Source organism: Vibrio sp. DNB22_10_4 (assembly GCF_052879755.1).
The window spans coordinates 1302611-1322944 of record NZ_JBNNXW010000001.1 but is presented as its reverse complement, the minus strand read 5'-3'; the positions used below and the strand labels follow the sequence as shown (position 1 = coordinate 1322944).

Below are 20334 nucleotides of genomic sequence, written 5' to 3'. Positions count from 1 at the left end.
GCGCGGAGTCTATAGTGTGTTGCGTGTTGGGTCACTAGGGAAAAAATGGCAACCATAGTGAATGTTGGAAGTATGAAGGTCTTATTGATAGCTATATGAATTGGTGTCTAAAACTTGAGCGTAGGCTATTTTGGAGCTGAATAAGGCGGAGGCTTGAATTAAGGGTGTCTATTAGAGCAAAAAAACTAATCGTAGGCGCTAACGCAAAAATGGCGCGATGGAATGTGGGTGTTTTGTTTGAGAAATGCCCAATTGAATGAAACTTACCCTCTCAGCCACATTTGGAAACAATGCTTCACGGTTTTACATTAGCTCGAAACGGTTTGATAAACATCTTCGCTACCAACACGCGGGTTAGGGTGGTTTAATGAAACCTGTGTTTAGTTGTTCTGTCCACTTCAATTAACCACACACATCCAACATTGTATTGATGTTTGCCCTGCTGTGAAAACAGCAGGGCGTTTTTTTATTTGATTAATGTGTTGCGTAATCGCAGCCTGCTTGGTGGGTCAATGTTTGGCGCTGTGGTTCAGGTAGAATAGTCCAATGAATACCTTCTAATGCTCCAGCTATGCAAAATAGTAGGTTAACTCCAGGGTGTTTGTCTTGACTGACACACACAGCCTTGAAGGCATTGACTGGACCGCGCTCTCTTAGCTCGTCAATAGAATGAATTCCTGCTTTGCGAAGCATACGCTCGGTTTTGTACTGCATGTTTGGAAGATCTTTGATTCGCGTTGGGGTCTCTTTGCGTACTTTCTCTTTAAATCCCGCGCTCCAGACTTCTTCGCATAGAGTCGCTACTTGCTTTTGACTGTGCGCGACGGTTTCTGGCAGTGAGTAGTAGTTCGATAGACTAGGGTAGTTACGTGAATGCGCCCGCCAGTTAAACTCATAAGGTGTGCACCCTAGCGCCTTAAACTCTTCCTTCAAACTTGAACTGCTTGCCCTAAGGTAGATATCGTCGCCCTTTATTAGTGCAAACATGATCCCACCAGAGAGCACCCCTTTTCCTCCAAAAACAGAACGAACGCTAATGTCGTCCAGTGCGGTATGAGCTTCGATAGACTCTACAAAGGTTTCCAACATCATATTTCTCTCCTTGAAATGTACTTAGCGTCTTCAAATGACGGCTATCAAACTAAAACTGTGATACATCTTGCATTAAGTGTTCCAACTTTTAGCTTGGTTACAAAATTATGAGAGTTTTGCTGTTTAATCCGCCGGATACAGGTATGAATGTGGCGGCGAGTCATCCTGTCAGGTTCAATGAGAATTTGTTCTGCTTCAAGTATACTATTCCAATTCCAACTCAGATTTTGACATCACAGAACGAGGTGATGTGCCAGGAGTAAAACATGCAGGCCGGAAACATGTTCAGCCAAATTCCATCTCAACTACCCGAAGAGATATTCGAGGATCTCCTCACTACTGACAACCTGAGAATAGAGCGCATTCTTTCTGATGGGCATTTTACCCCAGAAGGAGACTGGTACGATCAAGAGCAAAGTGAATGGGTCATGGTGATGCAAGGTCAGGGGATCATTGAGTATCATGATGGTGCTATGCTGACCCTAAATGTTGGTGACTACGTGAATATTCCCGCGCACATCAAACACCGCGTTAAATCCACCTCTGCTGATGCCGTTACGATTTGGCTGGCTATTTTTTACGGCTAATCCTTTTTTAGACAGACTATTACGCAAAGAGAAAACGGTAACCGAAATGCTTCAGAAAGAAAACTTAATAAAACTAGCCCGTATGCAAATGCCTTTCGGTAAGTACGCCGGGCGAGTACTCATCGACCTACCGGAAGAGTATTTGCTTTGGTTTCGAAAGCAGGGTTTTCCGGAAGGGGAACTGGGGCTTTTGATGGCGTTGGCCCTTGAGATGAAAATTGAAGGGCTAGATAGTGTCATAAAGCCCCTAAAGCGAATGTAATTTGCCACAGACTTAAATAAAAGACTTACTATGAATTTTGATATCGAAGCATTGAGACTTCATCACTGGAAGTAATCTGCTAACACCCCCTTATTTTCTCCCAAAATAAGTCTTTCTTCTATTGAAAGAGTCAGACCGCGAGGCTGACTCAGTTTTCCCCTTTTGGTGTTAGAGCAGATAATCTCTGACCAATCGGAGCGATGTAATACTCGACTTACGAATGCACACTTCTCTGTCTATACTCACGCTATTCGTTTCGAAGGATATAACGCTATGAGTACTAAACTGAGCATCGTCTTAGTGGTGATTCTGTCTGCATTTGCTCTTGTATCTTGCCGAGATAACTCTGGCCCAGAAACAAGAACAGACATTTCTAATTTTATGACATTTTTTCAGTCTATTAGCGCAAAGTACAACCCTCTCGGAGAAGAGATAATACAAGAAAGTTGCACACCCAAAATATTGCAACCCACAGATGCTATGCGCACCAGAGGCACAGTCATTATGCTGCATGGATTTACCGCATGTAACCAGCAGTTTCTTGATTGGGCTGAGCAGTTGATGCAAGAGGGATACTATGTCGTTTTACCTTTATTACCCGCTCATGGCATCGATTTTGGAACCAAATACACCGACAAAGAAGGCGGCCTTTTAGCCAAAGAATCAGAGATTTACGAAGAGTTTGCTAAGGATGTGGTCGAACTTGCTGAAAATGCGCCTGGCCCAGATAAGATAATTGTTGGGTTAAGTGTCGGTGGAGCTATAGCCACTAAAGCAACACTCATTGGCGATGGCTTGTTCGACAAATCAATTATTCTATCGCCTTTCTTGGCTATTCCGGGCACATATTCCAGTAACACCAACGATGAAGAATTATTACTAACATTAAATGAAGAGTTATCAGTTCTGGAAAGTGCTCTTTTAGGTTTAGCTGATGTCAGCGCATTGGATATGTCTACTATTTGGCAAACGATAGAAGCTGGAATGCTCTCAGTGGTTGGCAAAATCGGTAGAGATGCAGTAAAAGTACTACGAGCAGCAGCTGTGGTTCCTACGATAGATGTTGGATGGGGAGACGCGTGCGAATTAGAGAGAAATAGTGGCCGGGCTGGATATTGTAATTTCGAAGTGCAGCATATCTTTGCGGTAGATCAATTTGGTGAACGCACGCTATTAGCCCTTGAATCAATAACAAGCCTGAACACTAGAATTCAAATAATAGGAGTCGAGAACGATGGCGGAGCAGACTCACTCGCAGTCAAAGAGCTAGCTAATTTAATGAACACTCGAACCCCTCAGTCTAGTTTCTGTCTCTACCCAGAAGGAATCGTGCCACATTCCTTTATCTCCAAATACGACAATATTGACCTTGTTGGCGATGTGCACGAAGGCGAAGACGTCCACGAGCTTGCATTACAGGAGATGAGAGAGCGATGGCTGGCCACATTTGAATCCGAAATAATGAGCTTCATCACTTCTGAGGATGCAGATTATTTTGAGGCCATCGATGGAACCTGCATTCTTTAACTTGTTTCTATCTAATTCAGAAAGTGACGTTTAAGTACACTTTAATATAAGGCTGTGCTTATTTAGTGCTGATGTATATATTTACTCAGTTCCACTTCATCAATTTGGCTTTCTGGCAGATACGTTTCCGCGTATCTGAGATAGATCCCGCTAGATAAAAAGAGCTTAAACAAGTCCATGTCAAAATGATCATCCAGTGCCATTCTATACATGATGTCAACTGCAACACTGATAGGTTTGGCCTTTTTGTATGGTCTGTCTGAAGCAGTCAAGGCTTCAAAAATATCTGCAATAACCAAAATACGCTCAGGAATTGAGAGGTCGTCACCTGTTAATTTTCTCGGGTAGCCCGTTCCTTTGAGTGTTTCGTGGTGGGTTGATGCATATCTTGGAACACGACTTAGTTCTGACGGGAAAGGCAATCTTTCGAGCATTTTAATGCCGCTTATCGTATGTTCATTGATTTTAAAGCGATCTTCTTCTGTCAGCGTGCCACGGCGAATCGTTAGGTTATAAACTTCACCCAAGTTATACTGATGCTCTGGTACTTTCACATTGATATTCAACGCGGGATCATACTCTCGTGGACCCGTACGAGGCGTTATATGATCGTCCCTATCTTGAAGCAGTTTTTCTTTGGTTGGAACTGGCGTTGAGGGCTGGGTAATTGCTAACTCTTCTTGAGGGGATAGACCCAGTTTATCATCAAACTGACGCGTCCAAGTCTGTTCGGCAATCTGCTTAATACGCTCTATCTTTTCATCATCCATAAACTCACCGCCAACATTTGCAGTTGCGATAAACTCAAAGTCATCTTTTAGCGCTTGTTGTAGTACAGCGAGTTTTTGACGTAACTGAAGTTCGTCATCTGGTGATTGCATTAACTGTTTCAACATATCAATCTCAGCATCTCTCCACAATACTTCAAACCGCATTCTAACCTCATGAATTCGGTTATAGTTCGCTTCTAGCTTGCTCCCTTTATCGATAATGTGCTCAGGGGTCGTGATTTTTCCACAATCATGTAACCATGCGGCAATTCTAAACTCTCTGCGTTCATCATCATTCGCGAATTTAAAGGTTTTAAACTTGCCATTATCACAAGCTTCAACTGCTTCAGCGAGCATGATTCCAAGCTCAGGAACTCGATTACAGTGTCCGGCAGTATACGGCGACTTGTCATCGATCGCTTCCGCAATAAGTTTAATGATCGCCTCGATTAAATCTTGTTGAGTTTTCTCATGAGCCTGTATCTTGAAGCCCAAATCATGAACTGCGGTTGAAAGATCCCAAATCTCTTTGATCGGAGAGTCAATCAGTTTAAGTTGATCATACTGCCTTGCTTGAATTTTCAACGTTTCCTCGCGCAACAAATTTATTGGACGGACAATTGGACTTCCAAATACCCAGGCTAACGGCAACAATAGCAACATAATGCCTGCTGTAATTGCGATAGACGTTTGCACACGGTCTTTTACTCGGTTGAGAACAATTTCCTCTGATACAACCACAGCAAAGTATTCTTGGATACCACTCGCGCTACCGACCGTTGTGACAAAGAGATATTGCGGTTTTCCACCAATTTCGGCATAGATGAGCTTGTCTAACTCGCTTTTATCATCCGCTACTTGTATCAGCTTTTTATATGGAACCATTGCAGAGAACGCCGCACTTGGCTTGCCAAACTCTGCTTCTAACCATTTTTGACTTAGCGCAGTTCGTTGCTCAGTTGAGAGATTGGTAATTGCTTGATTGAGAATAGGTAGCAGAGCCGCATCTGCTTGTTTTAACACCATATAGAACTGATTAGAAAATTGCTGATTAACATCGCGCAAAGGTGGATGCACTTGCAAATTATAGTCGAATGACTGTGCGGCTTTATGCTTAACAATAGCATCGCTTTCCAATACTGCATCAACATCTCCATTTTTTAGGGCATCAAAGGCGAGGTGAAGCGAAGGAAACGTCATAATTTGTACATTAGGGAAAGCGCGATTCAGGTCAGGAATAATGGACCAGCCAGCTAACATGCCCACTTTTTTCCCGGACAAACTTTCAAAATACTCGATCGTTTTTGTGTTGGCTTGTGTCACTAAGCTAAATGGTAATTGGTAAAGTGGTTCAGTAAATACACCGACGTCTTGCGTGGTACTGGTTTTTTGTATGGAGTGCAAGATATCAATCGATCCATTTTGATAATCAGAGACCAGTTCCTCCCAACTGCGGCCGTTGATATATTCAAATTCCAGGCCAGTATCGTTAGCAATTATGTCTAATAAATCAATGGCATAACCTTTTGGTTCACCGGCTAGAGTAAAATCAATGGGCGCCCAATCGTTCTCGTTTGAAACCTTAAGCGGTTGGGTAGACTCAATCAGTTGACGCTGCTTGTCCGTTAGCTCGAATGGTTTTGAACTCGGGATGATGGTTTCCGCTTCCAAGATTTGATTTGATGCGACAATTTCTCCATTTTCAGAGTATAGATACACTTCTGCCGCTTCATCTTTATTATTCACTTTAATGTTTTCGGAGAAATTTGCTGCCAGAGATGAGAGAACAATGTCAACACCTATTACAGCCTTTCGACCTTCTATGGGTAAAGAATAAGTTTGTCCTGTCACTTGCCAGTTATGGAACAAATACGGTTCCGTTTTGGTCGGTGTCTCGTTGTTTTGAACTTTGTACCAAGGACGCTTTGTTGGGTAATAATTACTTGGCTCCACTTTTGTATCACGAATCGTAAAATCATCATCTAAAAAATAGGACTTCTTAATGCGATTCCCGGCCTCATCATAAAGGTGTGTCACCATTGCCCACCGATCTTGAGCAATCGCATCGGTTTTATCGCGAATTAATATAGAGGCATCAAGATTGACCAGTTGAAAAAACTCATCTTTTTCATTTGCAACATAAATACTGTACAGATTGTTGTTGGCGCGAAGGGCTTCAGCAAATAACTCAGCTAGCGGAAAAATATCATCTGTTGCTTCAAAATGTTGTTCGGAGATCTTAGCAAACAGCTTGGCGGTGTATGAGGCATCGTAGTCAAGTTTATTAATATACTCAGTTATCGTCGCAGCGGTGCGATTGTATCGTGAGAAAATATGTTCTTTTGAAAGCTCTTTGGCAAAGTGATATTGAAGGAAAATAGCAACCGATCCGGTGAGAAATGTCGCGATGATAAACATCCCACTTACCGTTATTCGAATAGAGATTTTTTTTCTCTGTTTGCGCTGCATTTGTAGCTCCTAGCCTTAAAGTAAGGAAATCCTTTCAATTTTTACAGTGTAGCAAGGGGTTATCATTAACCAAGTGCCCTAAGTAAAACGTGACCTTTCCTATACTTCAGCTAATCCGTTATATCCTAATTTAGTAATGTAACTGACAGGCTTTTGTCCAGAGCAGTGCTGACCGAGGCATGTAATACGAACTTGCTTCTTTCCGTGTTTCAAGTCATTCCCTTGCAAAAGGGAGTCTCATTCAGCGCGTTGCAAAGCTGACAGTCACTTGGTCGATGATTTGCAGATATCTACACGCGGTAAGAGAGCCTTACTTTTATGAGGATGACGAATATATTGAAGGAAGATGGTTTGATAAAAAAGGCTTCCCTAATAGTGAACTGGGTGACTTATTGAAACTCTGCTTAGCGTAAAAGATTGAAGGGCTGGATAGTCTGGTTAAGTCCTTAAAACGCATGTAACCTACCGAAGAAATACCATTTATTTAAATAGAAAGAGTGACTATGAATTTTGATATCAATGCATTGAAACACCACCAACTTGTCGAAGACGGCCCACTAGAGGGGTGTTACATTCATCAGCCAGCCAAAGGCAGTCAGCAAGACGACAAAGCGGTTATGGCGGAGCGTGAAGCGCTGGAAAAAATGGGGTTTAAAGTCATGCAGGTTCAAGCCAAGGGCGGAACAACCACCTTTGCCGAGGCGATGCAAAAATTCGCGGCAAAGACCGGGCACCAGCCCAAGTAATAATTAAGGGCAGTCGAACTGGTTTTAATTGTTGTGGATTGAGTGCTTTTTGTCTCACATTGAAATCCACGGGTATTTTCTACGATTTTAATGGCATTTTTCACAACGCTCCGTTCTGTAAATACTATCTTTATATGAAAGACTTAGTATCGAGCGGAGACCAAAGATGGTGCCAGTGCTTTATGTTCAGATGGGTAATGTGGTTTGGAAGGTGTTCCCCAACGGGACGTGGGAGCGCGCTGCGCCTGATGAGCCGTTATTGGAAGGTGTTCAGGTCGTTAATCAACCCATCGTTGAACTGGGTGATGAAGGCACGCTGTCCTCAGAGCAAGTTGCCGCGATTGAAAAAGCACTGTCCGAAACGCTTAACGACCTTACAAGCAATATAGTCAGCCAACAAGGACAAGTTGACCTCAGCTCTGGAGGAAGTAGCGATAGTGCTGGTTTTGTGGTTTCAATTAAAGCCACGCTAGATGAGACAATAGCGCGCGCCGGGTTTGATACGCGGCCTAGTTCGGAGCCAGCCGACGAGCGAAATTCAGAACAAGCCTCACTAGATATCCTATCTGATCAAGCCAAATTAACGGTAGACATCCTTGATGGCGGCGACGGCTATGAAAACCAATTCGAAGTTCCCAGTGTCGTTATCCAAGGTACGGCAACAGACGTACGTGATGGGCGTATTGTGCTTATCACCGTCACTGACCAAGATGGCAATACCATTCAGTTGCAATCCATCACAAGCAATCAAGCCTACTCAGTTTCCGATGTTGATCTTTCTTCTTTAGTTGAAGGCCCTTTAACGGTCGATGCCATTATCTCTGATGATTTTGGTAACAGTATTACCGCTCAAGATACGACGATTAAAGACACGTTAGCCATTATTAACGTTGAACTGGACGGCTTTGGAGATGAGTTTGTTAACGCAGCAGAATCTCCCAATGCAGCATTTACTGGTAAAACCGAATTTGTGGAGTCTGGGCAAACTATCAATTGGGTGGTGACTGACGAACTTGGCGGCACGGTAACAGGAACTGCGTCCGTCACCGAATCTGGTCTTTGGAGCATTTCTAATCTTGATGTTTCTGGGCTCTCTGATGGTGTCCTTACGGTTGAAGCCTCCACCATAGACATAGCCGGAAATCCGGCCGTCGCTACAGATACGATTGTCAAAGACACGAAAGCGGACATCACTGTTCAGTTTGAAGATATCGACGGCATTGTGAATGAAGTTGAAATATCGGGTACTACGTTGTCAGGAACAGTGATCGATGTTGAAGATGGTCAAAGCGTCAATATCACCATATCTGGAAGCCAAGGTGACCCAATAAGTCTAACCACAACGGTGGTCAATGGCGGCTGGACAATACCAGACGTTGACTTATCGAGGTTTGAAGATGGTGAGCTATCTGTCACCGCAACGACAACAGACATCGCTGGGAATCCTGCAACGGCGACGGATACGTCTTTGGTCAATACCGTCAAGCCATTCATCGATATCGATACCTTGCAAGGATTCAATATTCTCGCTTTTCGCGGAGGTACCTTAACCAGCTTACAAGGTACAACCAATCTTGTTGAAGAAGGACTTCCTGTTACTGTCGTGGTCAGTGATGGGGTTTCTACACTTGAATTTCAAAGCGCCGTTGATGCCAACGGCGACTGGCTAGTCGTTGATATAGACGTTTCTAGTTTGGATCTTTCTGTTGAATGGACTCTGGACGCTAAAGTTACTAATGCGATAGGCAACTCAGCCATAGATGATATGCCGACGATAGTGTTACCTGAGTCGCTGGCGTTCAGTGATACGGTGATTGGTATTTTTGGCAATCAAGAGAAAGAATCTGATGTAAGAATTCAAGATGCTGAGTTTGTGTTCTTTGCTGATCAATCGCTGGTCGATGAACTGACATCTAACGGCCTTTCAATCACGGTTTCGGTATCTGATTATCGAGTTATTGGGACTCGAAGCGATGGTGAAGTGGTCTTTGAAGCTAGTTTGAGCGGCGATCAAGTCGATGTCGCGTTCAAGCAAGTTATCGACCAATCTCCAGATTTAAATTCGATACAGACAGCTCTTTTGATCCAAGGTACCCAAACGGATGCCGATGGCACAACAGAAGTCGTCATCGGGCATCTACCCATCAACATAGCCGATATAGAGCCCCTTATTTTTGACGATTTTGCCTTCATGACCGAAGGCGAAGTTAAGTCTGGTAATGTACTGAACAATGATATTGATCTTGATGGAGCATTGATTGTTTCTAGGGTGATTATCGATGGTTCGGAATACCCAGTGTCGGGCAGCACGCCTACCTTGATTTCTCTACCTGAAGGTGAGCTAAGCGTATTTGCGAATGGTCACTACAATTTTTCGGCCAATCGAAATTTAGATAACTCTGCTGGAAGGCAGAGAGTGAGCTTTGATTATGTAGCAGGTGATCAAGAGAATGATTTTGGGCAAGGAACCGCGACGATATTTATCGATGATGGCGAGGCGGGGAGCATTGAATCTAGCAGTTACCAATATACCGAGCCCGACAGCAATCAAAGTCCACAAACTTTTGAAACCACCTTTTTAGTATCGCCTGGCTCTGATAATCCCGATCCCAATAGTCTCTATTTCTCGACTTCTACACTTAACGTGCTCGATAGTTTAGGGTTAACCAGCGGTGCCAGCCCAATTCCTCTCACATACCAACTAAACGATGCTGGCAACACCGTTACTGCATCCATCAGTGGCAACACCGTGTTTACTCTAAGTTTATCGGGGCAAGTAACACCGTCGGATGCGACTTCTGTGACCGCTAACCTGACCATTACACAAGAGCGGCCACTCAATCAGCCCAACAAGAACGATTTGCTAAAACTGCCGCTGCTTATTGGTGGTAGAGACACCGATGGCACTGAGCTAGAACAAGGTGAGTTCACATTAATTATCGCTGATGGCTCTGATCCTATTCTCACCAGTATATCGAACGCATCGGTGTCGGAAGCCGAGCTCGCTTTTAATCCGGTTGTCGATATGGGGCAATTTCGCGTGGAGCTCGGCGCAGATGACCTCGATACTAATATGTCTCTCAATCCGTCACTGTTTTTTGATATCCAGGATCAGCCACAGGTTTGGAGTGATGGCCAACTCATCACTTATACCATTGATGCAACAGGGGCGATTCTAACGGGCAATATCTTAGATGAAAATGACAACAAAATTCCTGTTTTTGAAATCGGCTTTTCACAACCAAGTGCTGCTGTAGGAGGAGACGTTCCTTATACCTTTGTACTGCTACAAAATATCGATAATACCAGCGACCCACTGGAGATCCCCTTTATTGTGACCGCGAGAGATTCAGACGGCGATGAAGCGAAATTGACGCTTAACGTGAGTGTGTCTGATTCTGGCAATGCAACGCTTACAGGTTCTACGTTGACGGTTACCGAACTCCCGCAGAAAACGACAATAACAGAAAGCAACTCTGATACTGCTAGCATTTCGATTACCGCAGCGCAAGATGACATAGTGGATATCGATCTCGCTATCACTGCTGCAAGTCTAGTTCTTGATAGCTCAGGCAACGCCATTACGAGTAATGGATTGGATATCTTATGGCGTAATAATGGTGACAACAGCTATGACGCCGTCGATGAGAATGGCATGGTGGTATTTAGAGTCGCACTACCCGCTGAAATCGATGTTCCTGCTTCTACGAATCAGTCTGTAGACATTGGCGTACGGCTTTTTAAAGAAATCGATCATGGCAGTGTGGGCGATATCGATGAGCTTTCCATCACTCTGCCTATTGTGGTAACGGATTTTGATGGCACTCAGACCCAGCAAGATTCTACCTTAACCATATTAGACGGGCTTGATCCATCGATTGAAACCATTGCTTTGTCAGTAGCAGAGGCCAACCTCGAAGCTACAGGTGAAGTTGAGGTGATTCAATCGAATACGTTGACCTTTGTTCGTGGCTCAGATTCGATTGTTTCTTTTGACATCAATGTTAGTGATTTTGGCAGCTATCAAAGCGGGGGCGAAACGATTGTTTTGGCCGAGCGAGATATCGATGGCTGGTTTATTGGTTCCACACAAAATACCAACCAAGAAGTCTTTCGATTGCGGTTAAATGTCGATGGCTCTGCGGAGTTTTTGCTGTTTAAACCTTTAGACCATTCGACAGGTGATGGCGCGAACCTACTCAATTTACAGTTTCCTGTAGTTGCGACCGACAAAGACGGCGATACTTCAAGCCCTACAATGTTAACGGTTGAAGTTACAGATGATATTCCAACGTCAGGTACTGAACAAACGCTAGAAATCACAGAGGGTGACAGCTTTAGCGGCAACCTGCTCAGTGCAACTCGCATTGGTGTTGATGGAGGTTCAATTACTGAGGTTCGTTACGAAGGCGTTGATTACGATTTTAGTACCACTGACCCTATCTTCATTAATTTGACTAACGAGAACGACGCCAACTCAATATACGGCACATTGGAGTTAAAGTCGGATGGCAGTTACACCATCACCACAATCACCAATGTCGACGCTGATCCTGCTTTGGAAGATAGGATTCGTTTTACTGTAACGGACGGCGATGGCGATACGGTGTCTAACTTTGCCAACTTAATATTGGACGACATTGGCGGCTTTATCCGTGTCGAGAACACTGAAGTTCGCGAGGATGAGCTGGCTGGCGTCGATATCAAAGTGTTTGTTGGTGATATTGACCAAGGGGAAAACGTCACCGAAATCACCATTTCCAATTTACAAGGTGGAACCCTGTATTATGGTGGTGTTGAGCTCATCCCTGATGCTGGTGGGAGCGTTACCTTGACGGACGCGCAAATTATGCAGCAACCGGGACAAAATTATTTCGTGTCCGCTCTACCAATCACCTATTTGCCAAAACTTAATGAGTCGAATACCACGCTTACCTCAAATGTGGTGGCGCTGAGTGTTGGGGCGACCATTGCCAGAAATGGAATTGCGGATGAGATTGTCAGCAATCAAACTTTACAAGTGTCGGTACTACCTGTTGCCGACACGCCAGAGTGGGGCAGTTCTCAGCTTGAATACGTTTTGACCGAAGATATAGGTCGTACTTTCCCATTAGATATTGATGCGTTATTGGTCGATACCGACAGCTCTGAATCCCTGAGCTACCAAATCACCAATATACCGAGCGGCATCACGATAAAGCTCGATGGAAGTAACATAGTCGAAGGCAAATCTTATACACAAAAGCAACTCGACCAAATGACGGTTACAGTGAAGAAAAACCTCGCTGGTGAGTTTAGTTTTGACCTCAAGGCCACCGCGACAGAAAAGGGCAGTGACTTTGCGCAAAGCTCAGATAAAACGGCCGACATTGACACTCTGGTAGTGATTAAAGTATCCCCTGATGCCGATACGCCAGAATTGTCGGTTCGTGACATTCGAGGGCTTGAAGACGTCAACATCGATTTGAGTGATGCGATTTTTGGCAGCTTAACGGATACCGATGGCTCGGAATCGTTGTTTTACGACATTGAAGTGCAAGATGGCTGGTCATTTACAGGAACGGGTTTTGTGCAAACAGGAACCAACTCTTATCGGGTTGAATCTGACGCGATAGCCAATGGCTCAGCGCTGTTAACACCAAAAGCAGACATTAGTTCCGTGACTGAGAGTTTGTTTATTAAAGTGTCTGCGGTTTCTGTTGAATCTACGATTGATGGTTTAACACCAGTGAATCAAGAAGCCAGCAGCGTAGAGAAAACCATCAATATTACCTTAAAAGGTGTCGTGGATGAGCCCATCGCTCAGGATGGCGGTAATGGCCATTGGCAGTATGATGCAGCCAATAGAACCATAGAAACGGCGGCGTCGTTCTACGAAGATGGCTTGGTACCACTCGACTTTCTGTTTGTGACCTCTGATGATGATATATCAGAGTCTTTAAATATCCTCATTACCAATATACCGGATGACATTGCCATTGTTGACAGCAGTGGACAATTTGTAGCACTGACAATCGCTGATCTAGACCCAGTAACTGGCCCTGTGTATCAGGTGAGTAATGCTGATTTAGCCAAACTGTTTGTAAAACCAAAATTAGACTTCAGTGGTCGCATTACTTTTGATGCCAATGTGGTTTCCACTGAGCCCGATGGTGATAGCGGCACATTCGACTACAAGGTACAAATTGATTTATTGCCAGAGGTTGACCAAAGCGATGGCGTCACTGTGGTGACAACAGGTCTTGAAGATAGGCAAATCGCGCTGGATTTAGAGCCTAAGATCAGCGGCGATAGTGATGGTAGTGAAACGCTGACAGGCTACTTCATAGATCCGCTGCCAAGTGACCTCACTTTACTGTTTGATGGATCTCCCATCTCTGTCCCAGCTACAGGCCTAGATCTTGAAGGGTTAATTGATAGTACGACACCAACTTTAGATTCATTACTTAACAGTGGGCGCTTAAGTGTGCAAGCCACCCAGGACTTGAGTGGAACCTTTGTTATTCCAGTGCGGTATGAAGTAACTGATACCTCTGAACTTGGTGAAATTACAACTAAAATGATTTCAGGGTCACTTACCGTGGTAGTGGATGCTAAGGTTGAGGGGGACACTCGTCTCGAAACGTCATCTGAGGTCTTTATTAGTGACGATGGCCGTCCGGTTGATGTATCCGCTGCTGTTAGGTTTATTGAAGAAGATATCGATGGATCCGAATACCTTGACTACATCTTACTTCAGGTGCCCCAAGGCTACGATATTGTTGTTAATAGCGGCACAAATGAAGCACAGCAAACGCCAGATGGTAATTGGATTATACCTGCAGCAGGCTTAACCAGTGACACAGTACAAGATGTGGCTGCGTTTATTCTCGACAATGTGACCATATCCAGTAATCAAGATACACCGGTTCTAGATATCGTTGTGCGAGCGAGAGTCATTGATGGCGAAGACTCGCGTTATATTGACGGGGAATTTCAAATTCAGATTACCGGACACAGTGGTGGCGGTACGCCTTGTGATCCCGTTGGTCCTCCTGGGGAGATCGAGTCTGAAGATGACATCACATTCGATGAAGGAACGGAAGTCTTAGATCTAGGGCAATACCTTGATCCAGACATTGCGAGCGATCCGGACAATGAGATTTCGTTCTTTATTCCGTCAGACTCGCTACCTGATGATGTTGAACTAGAAGGTGATGGTGTGATTGCTGTATTTGATAACGATGGCGATATCATCGGTTATTCAATCAGCCAGACAGGCCTGAGCAACCTTAAAATCACGGGTCTTGATGAAGATTTTGCAGGTTGTATTACTTTTGATATTGAAACGACTGAAACCTCAACTTGTAACGGCTCTAGCTTAACGACTACGCAGACAGTTAGCATTGCAATTCGTCCGATCGTCGATGACATTATTCTGTCAACGGCATTTAGCCGCATTGATGAGGACGTGGCTTCCGATCTTGATTTACAGTTGGTGCTTGGCGATTCAATTAAGCTTGATGGCAGTCAAACGGTCATCGGTGAAGGAGAATCGTCAACAGGTAAAGAAACCGTCAACTCGTTTACCATTCGAGTATCTGACGGAGCAACGCTCTCTGGCGACCCAAGCTGGTTAACCGACAACGGAGATGGCTCTTGGACCGTGACAGATGTGACACGTTTACCGGATGTAGTACTCACACCTCCTACCCACTTTAGTGGCGAAATAACGTTAACTGCCGAAGTAAACATTACCGACAAAACCGATTGTTTAGCAGAAACCGATACCCAAACTAAAGTCGTGACAAAGGTCATCGAAATCAATCCGATTGTGGATCCTGCCAGTTTGGTGTCTGCGGACTTCACTGGTGACGAAGATACTTATATTTCGCTGGCAAGTCTTGATGCAGAGCTGATTGACCAAGATGGCTCCGAAAATATGTCACTCAGTCTCTCTGGGGTTCCCGAAGGTGCAGTGGTTGTGGTTCAAGTGGGGTCAAGCTTTGAGTTAGTGCCAAACAACGGAGTGGACGGAGGCAGTTTCAATGGCAAGCCAACGTATGAGTGGCAGTTAGAGGCAAGCCAACTCGATAATACGTTTATATTACCGCCACTTGATTTTAGTGGGGACATTCCGTTGACACTCAAGGCCATTACTCAGGAGCTTGCAACCGGAGATACTAGGATTACAGAGTCAGCATTTACCCTAGGCGTTAATCCTATTGCCGATGAGATTGAGTTCTTTAACGTCCCAGAAAAGGTAAACGGCGACGAAGATGCCGTCATCGATATCCCTATTGATATCGTTTCACAAGAGACCAATAGTGATGAATCTATCGCGCTATTGGTAACAGCAAAAGCTGTGAATGATTCCAGCTCAATTGATGATATCGCGAGTATTCGAATCGATGGAAAAACTGCACGATTTATCCAAGTTGGTGATAGTGCAACCGCTACTATTATCGTAGCGGCAAGTTCAATTAATAGCATTGAGTTGTTCGCTGGCGATGCCTTTGGCGATATTGACCTCACTATTCGTGCAGACGCAAGAGACACGGCCACTGTACTCGGTGCCAATAAAGGCGACTTTGGCCCGATAAAACAAGAAACTATCCGATTAAAAATCACTCCGGAACCGGATGCCCCAATTTTAGATTTAACTCATGACAACATTCTCGCCGAAGCGAGTAGCGATGCACCTTTAGGGTTGAGTTTTAACCTAGTGAATCCTGCTGCCGATGAACAGGGAATGCTAACCATAGAAGGGCTTCCAGATGAGGTAGAGCTTACTGCTGGGCAGCGAGTAGGCGATGATTGGGAGGTCTCACAAGGCGAGATTGCAGACTTGGCGATTAAAGCCGATGACAATCTTCAAAATGATCTCAACTTTACCTTAATTCTAAAGCCTTCAGCAGAGCTCAACGGCAATACCGCGGATGGGGCGGTAGAGACGATAGATGTTGAATGGTTTATCAAAGGCGATCAAACGCTGATCGGAAACTACCAGCGAGACTATATTTCAAGTGGAAGCGGTGATGACACCATGACTGGCGGGCTAAGCGCCGATACATTTGCATTTACTAATGAAGACATTGGTTTGTTGGCGCACACGGATATCATCACAGATTTCAATGCCAGTGCGAATAGCGACAGTATCGACCTCAGCCGAATCCTGTCTGCTACTAATGCTTCAGATGCAGAAAAGCAACTCGACTTAGTTGAGGTTGGCACCGACCTACGTATCGATTTAAGACCAAATGAAGGTCTGATTAGGCATCATATAGTGCTCGAAAACACCACATTGAACGACTTGTATGGCGGGGATGCGGCGGGTGTTTCTGAGAGCGATATTATTCAAAAAATGCTGGATGACCAAAATCTTATTTTGTCGTCAAACTAGTAAGCAGTAAGCAGTAAGGATGTGCAGTGGAAGTGTCAAAAAGGGACAATTGGCTAGAAGCGATTAAATGGTTGTGCCAGTACCATGAGGTGCGTTGTCACCCGGTTAAAATAGTCAGTGGACTACCGTTAGATGATGGGCAGCTATCAGAGCCCCTCTTTTTAAGAGCGTTGGAAAGCACGCCACTTATGGCGCTTGAGCTCAATGCCCGTGAAGTAGCGAAAGCAAGCACGCCATTTGTGATGATAGACAGTAAAAACGAACAGCCTTTGATCATCACCAAAGTAGCGGGGCAGCGCGTCACTTTGCTTGAAGTCGCTGAGGAGTTTAAACAGAAGGAAATAACCCTAGATGCACTTCGCCAATTGAGCAAAGGAATACTGTGGCAAGTAAGTGGAGATTCCACTATCGATAGCCGAGTTGAGGAGCTTAAACCTTCTACACCCACCAGTTGGCTGTGGAAAACGATAAAGGAAGTTCGCCCTTGGTATCGTGACTTAATGTTGGCATCGTTTGTCATTAACCTGCTGGCTCTCATTGTCCCGTTATTTACCATGAATGTGTACGATCGCGTGGTGCCTAATCAAGCAATGAGTACCCTGTGGGTGCTGGCTGCAGGGGTAATGATCGTTGTTGTGTTTGATTGGATATTAAAAGAAGCCCGCAGCTCTGTAACTGATATGGCTGGGCGCTATATCGATAATAAACTTTCAGCGACACTGTTCTCAAAAACCATCGGCATGAAGTTAGAAAATCGTCCTCAATCCACAGGGGCGTTTGCGCGTCAGCTACAAGACTTTGATGCGGTAAAAGAGTTTTTTACTTCCGTGACGCTGGTGACCTTGGTGGATTTGCCGTTTACCTTTTTATTCCTAGTTTTAATTGGCTGGCTTGGCGGCGCCATGATGTGGATCCCTGTTGTGGTTATGGGATTGCTCGTCGGTGTCAGCGTGCTAATGAAACGTAATGTTGAGAGCACGCTAGAAGAGACATCGCGATTGTCGACTCAACGTCAAGCACAGTTGATTGAAACCCTAAACGCCCTACCTGAAATTAAACAAAACAACGCTCAAAGCTTGCTGCAAAAGCGCTGGGAAAGCGTTATTTCTTCCTTATCGACATGGCAAACGCGCTCGCGTACATACACCAATATTGTCACTCATTGTATTCAATCAAGTCAACAAGTTGTGACGGTGTCACTTATCGTATTTGGCGTCTATCAGATAGGAGCCGGAGTACTCACCATGGGTGGCTTGATTGCTATTGTGATGTTGAGTGGTCGAGCGGGAAACGCAATTAATCAGTTATCGATGTTAATGCTGCGCTATCAGCAGTCCAAAACTGCGTTGGTCGGTTTAAATCAAATCATGGAATTACCGCAAGAGGCCAGTGATCAACAAGTGATCGACCGAGGGGAATTTCAAGGCAACGTCAAACTCAGCAATGTGGGCTATTTATACCCGGAAGCAACCTCAGCGGCAGTGAGTGACATTAATGTCAACATTCAAGCGGGAGAGCGCATTGGTGTGATTGGATCTGCGGGTGCTGGTAAATCAACGTTATTGTCACTGCTTCTCAAGCAGGTCGAGCCTAGCAGCGGACAAATCTACTTCGAAGGACTTGATGCCAAATTATGGCCACATAGTGTGGTGCGCAAAGCATCCGGTTGGGTGGCGCAAAGTAGTGTACTGATGTTTGGATCGGTATTGGAAAATATTGTGTTTGGTGAGTCTAGTATTGATGAGCAGCGGCTCGGTTACGCTATTCAATACTCGGGACTAAATGACTATTTATCACGCCTTGAAAACGGCTTAGAAACTCAAGTTGGTGAGGGCGGCCGACATTTATCGGGGGGGCAACGCCAGGCGGTGGCACTAGCAAGAGCGCTCTACCGTCAACCTAAGTTTCTTGTTCTTGATGAGCCGACCAGCGCGCTAGATAATCAAGCTGAACGACGCTTCTACCAAGCATTAGCACGTATGCCACGTAGCATGACCATAGTAATGAGTTCACATCGTCAGTCGCTCTTGTCGTTGTGCGACAGAGTCTTAGTGCTTGAGAAAGGCAAACTCGTCATGGACGGTCCACCAAAGTCTATTCTGGAAACACCAAGTAAGCAAAAACACAAAGTGAAGAACATCGCTATCGTCAAAGGAGGTAACGATGAGCACTAGTCATATCGAGTGGAGCAACACCCAGTTAGCGTACCGTTCACGCAGGCTTATTTGGATTATCGCCGGTTTATTTGTCTGTGCTTTGCTTTGGGCATCTTGGGCGACGCTTGAAGAAGTCGTCGTGGGAGAGGGCACTGTGGTGCCAAGCCAGTCGGTACAATCGATACAAAGTTTGGAAGGTGGGATCGTAAAAAACATACTGGTGCGTCAAGGGGACAGTGTTAAGGCTGGGCAAAGCTTAGCAGTATTGGACGACACTCGTTTTCGCGCTTCCTATCAAGAGACAGGCAAGCAATTTGATAGCCTGACCGCTCAGCGGTTGAGATTGGAAGCGGAGCTGGCGAGCGTCAAAGTAACCAGTAGCAACAACTGGCAAACACAAGTTCAAATTGAGCCTCGTTCAATCATCGGTGCAGATGACCCCAGCCCAGCTTTGTTTAATGCTCAAGCTAACTATCTGGAGAGGCTGAGCCAACTATCCTCGGAGCTTGAGGAATCAAAATTACGAATCGAGCAACAAGCCCAAGCAGTCAGTGATACTCAAACCTCTATCCGTACTTTGCAAAGTAGTCTCGCAATTGTGGAAAAAGAGCGCGATTTGCTGCGCGTAGTAGTGGAAAGCGGTGCGGTAGCGGAAGTCGAATTGCTGAAACTAAATCGAGATGTCATTCGTCTTGAGGGCGATTTATCTAGTGCTCGTGTCACCGAGCAAAAGCAGCGAGCGGCTTACTCTGAGGCGATTGCGGATCATCGTGGGATTGCTCTGGACTTTCGAACTAAAGCGCAAGGCCAATTAAATGAAATATCCGCCACACTTGCCCAACTGAATGAGAGCCGCCAGGCAATCGCTGATCAATTGAGGCGTACCGATGTCGTTGCTCCAGTAGATGGTACCGTGAAAGAAGTGTTTGTTCGCACCATAGGTGGCGTCGTTCGTCCAGGTGAACCCATTATGGAATTGGTGCCAGAAAACTCGGCACTCATCATTGAAGCTAAGATCGCGCCCCAAGATATTGCTTTTATTTCAGTAGGTTTAGAGGCAATGGTGAAATTTTCGGCCTATGATTTTGTTATCTACGGCGGACAAAAAGGCAAAGTGACCTATGTGAGTGCTGATGCATTGCAAACTGAAGATGGGACTGCCTACTACCGAGCGCACATTGAATTGAATAGTCAACAAGATCAAGAGGTGAACTTTTCTGTAATACCGGGTATGCAAGCCGCAGTGGACATTCTTACTGGCGAAAAAACGGTGTTGCAATATTGGCTTAAGCCAATCTTAAGAGCAAAAGAGAATTCATTGAGAGAAAGATAATAACCATAAG

At 44.9% G+C, this 20334-nt stretch carries 9 protein-coding genes and 1 pseudogene; 8 read left to right on the top strand and 2 right to left on the bottom strand.

Annotated features, from left to right (window positions below):
- Positions 1-474: 474 nt before the first annotated feature.
- On the bottom strand, positions 475-1092 hold the full coding sequence (locus ACVA6Q_RS05705) for a TfoX/Sxy family DNA transformation protein (RefSeq protein ID WP_446646828.1): 618 nt from the start codon (positions 1090-1092) through the stop codon (positions 475-477).
- A 266-nt stretch (positions 1093-1358) separates the two neighbouring features.
- On the opposite strand from ACVA6Q_RS05705, the gene ACVA6Q_RS05700 reads away from it, so the two are divergent.
- The 3 genes from ACVA6Q_RS05700 to ACVA6Q_RS05690 all read left to right on the top strand — a co-directional run bounded on the left by ACVA6Q_RS05700 (position 1359) and on the right by ACVA6Q_RS05690 (position 3468).
- On the top strand, positions 1359-1679 hold the full coding sequence (locus ACVA6Q_RS05700) for a cupin domain-containing protein (RefSeq protein ID WP_353499123.1): 321 nt from the start codon (positions 1359-1361) through the stop codon (positions 1677-1679).
- 46 nt (positions 1680-1725) lie between these two features.
- A complete protein-coding gene (locus ACVA6Q_RS05695) occupies positions 1726-1941 on the top strand; it encodes a DUF3820 family protein (protein ID WP_353499124.1) in 216 nt (71 codons plus the stop codon).
- Between the two features lie 273 nt (positions 1942-2214).
- Positions 2215-3468 (top strand): alpha/beta fold hydrolase, encoded by a 1254-nt coding sequence (locus ACVA6Q_RS05690; RefSeq protein ID WP_446646827.1) that lies wholly within the window; start codon positions 2215-2217, stop codon positions 3466-3468.
- 62 nt (positions 3469-3530) lie between these two features.
- On the opposite strand, the gene ACVA6Q_RS05685 is transcribed toward ACVA6Q_RS05690, so the two are convergent.
- Positions 3531-6707, bottom strand: a complete 3177-nt coding sequence (locus tag ACVA6Q_RS05685) for an HD domain-containing phosphohydrolase (RefSeq protein ID WP_446646826.1) — start codon at positions 6705-6707, stop codon at positions 3531-3533.
- A 344-nt stretch (positions 6708-7051) separates the two neighbouring features.
- On the opposite strand from ACVA6Q_RS05685, the pseudogene ACVA6Q_RS05680 reads away from it, so the two are divergent.
- The 5 genes and pseudogenes from ACVA6Q_RS05680 to ACVA6Q_RS05660 form a co-directional block, all read left to right on the top strand.
- A pseudogene (locus ACVA6Q_RS05680) lies at positions 7052-7120 on the top strand (putative quorum-sensing-regulated virulence factor); the annotation flags it as partial.
- Positions 7121-7210: 90 nt separating this feature from the next.
- A complete protein-coding gene (locus tag ACVA6Q_RS05675) occupies positions 7211-7453 on the top strand; it encodes a hypothetical protein (RefSeq protein WP_446646825.1) in 243 nt (80 codons plus the stop codon).
- Positions 7454-7619: 166 nt separating this feature from the next.
- Positions 7620-16835: a T1SS-143 repeat domain-containing protein gene (locus ACVA6Q_RS05670; protein ID WP_446646824.1), complete on the top strand. Its 9216-nt coding sequence runs from the start codon at positions 7620-7622 to the stop codon at positions 16833-16835.
- Positions 16836-16861: 26 nt separating this feature from the next.
- Positions 16862-19009, top strand: coding sequence for a type I secretion system permease/ATPase (locus ACVA6Q_RS05665; protein WP_446646823.1), 2148 nt, complete (start codon positions 16862-16864; stop codon positions 19007-19009).
- Positions 18999-20324 (top strand): HlyD family type I secretion periplasmic adaptor subunit, encoded by a 1326-nt coding sequence (locus tag ACVA6Q_RS05660; RefSeq protein WP_446646822.1) that lies wholly within the window; start codon positions 18999-19001, stop codon positions 20322-20324. Before ACVA6Q_RS05665 ends, ACVA6Q_RS05660 begins: the two co-directional genes overlap by 11 nt.
- Positions 20325-20334 lie beyond the last annotated feature (10 nt).

Excerpts from the sequence above, each read along its gene's own strand:
- ACVA6Q_RS05705 (WP_446646828.1), bottom strand. The coding sequence starts at position 1,092 with ATGATGTTGGAAACCTTTGTAGAGTCTATCGAAGCTCATACCGCACTG.
- ACVA6Q_RS05700 (WP_353499123.1), top strand. The coding sequence starts at position 1,359 with ATGCAGGCCGGAAACATGTTCAGCCAAATTCCATCTCAACTACCCGAA.
- ACVA6Q_RS05695 (WP_353499124.1), top strand. The coding sequence starts at position 1,726 with ATGCTTCAGAAAGAAAACTTAATAAAACTAGCCCGTATGCAAATGCCT.
- ACVA6Q_RS05690 (WP_446646827.1), top strand. The coding sequence starts at position 2,215 with ATGAGTACTAAACTGAGCATCGTCTTAGTGGTGATTCTGTCTGCATTT.
- ACVA6Q_RS05685 (WP_446646826.1), bottom strand. The coding sequence starts at position 6,707 with ATGCAGCGCAAACAGAGAAAAAAAATCTCTATTCGAATAACGGTAAGT.
- ACVA6Q_RS05675 (WP_446646825.1), top strand. The coding sequence starts at position 7,211 with ATGAATTTTGATATCAATGCATTGAAACACCACCAACTTGTCGAAGAC.
- ACVA6Q_RS05670 (WP_446646824.1), top strand. The coding sequence starts at position 7,620 with ATGGTGCCAGTGCTTTATGTTCAGATGGGTAATGTGGTTTGGAAGGTG.
- ACVA6Q_RS05660 (WP_446646822.1), top strand. The coding sequence starts at position 18,999 with ATGAGCACTAGTCATATCGAGTGGAGCAACACCCAGTTAGCGTACCGT.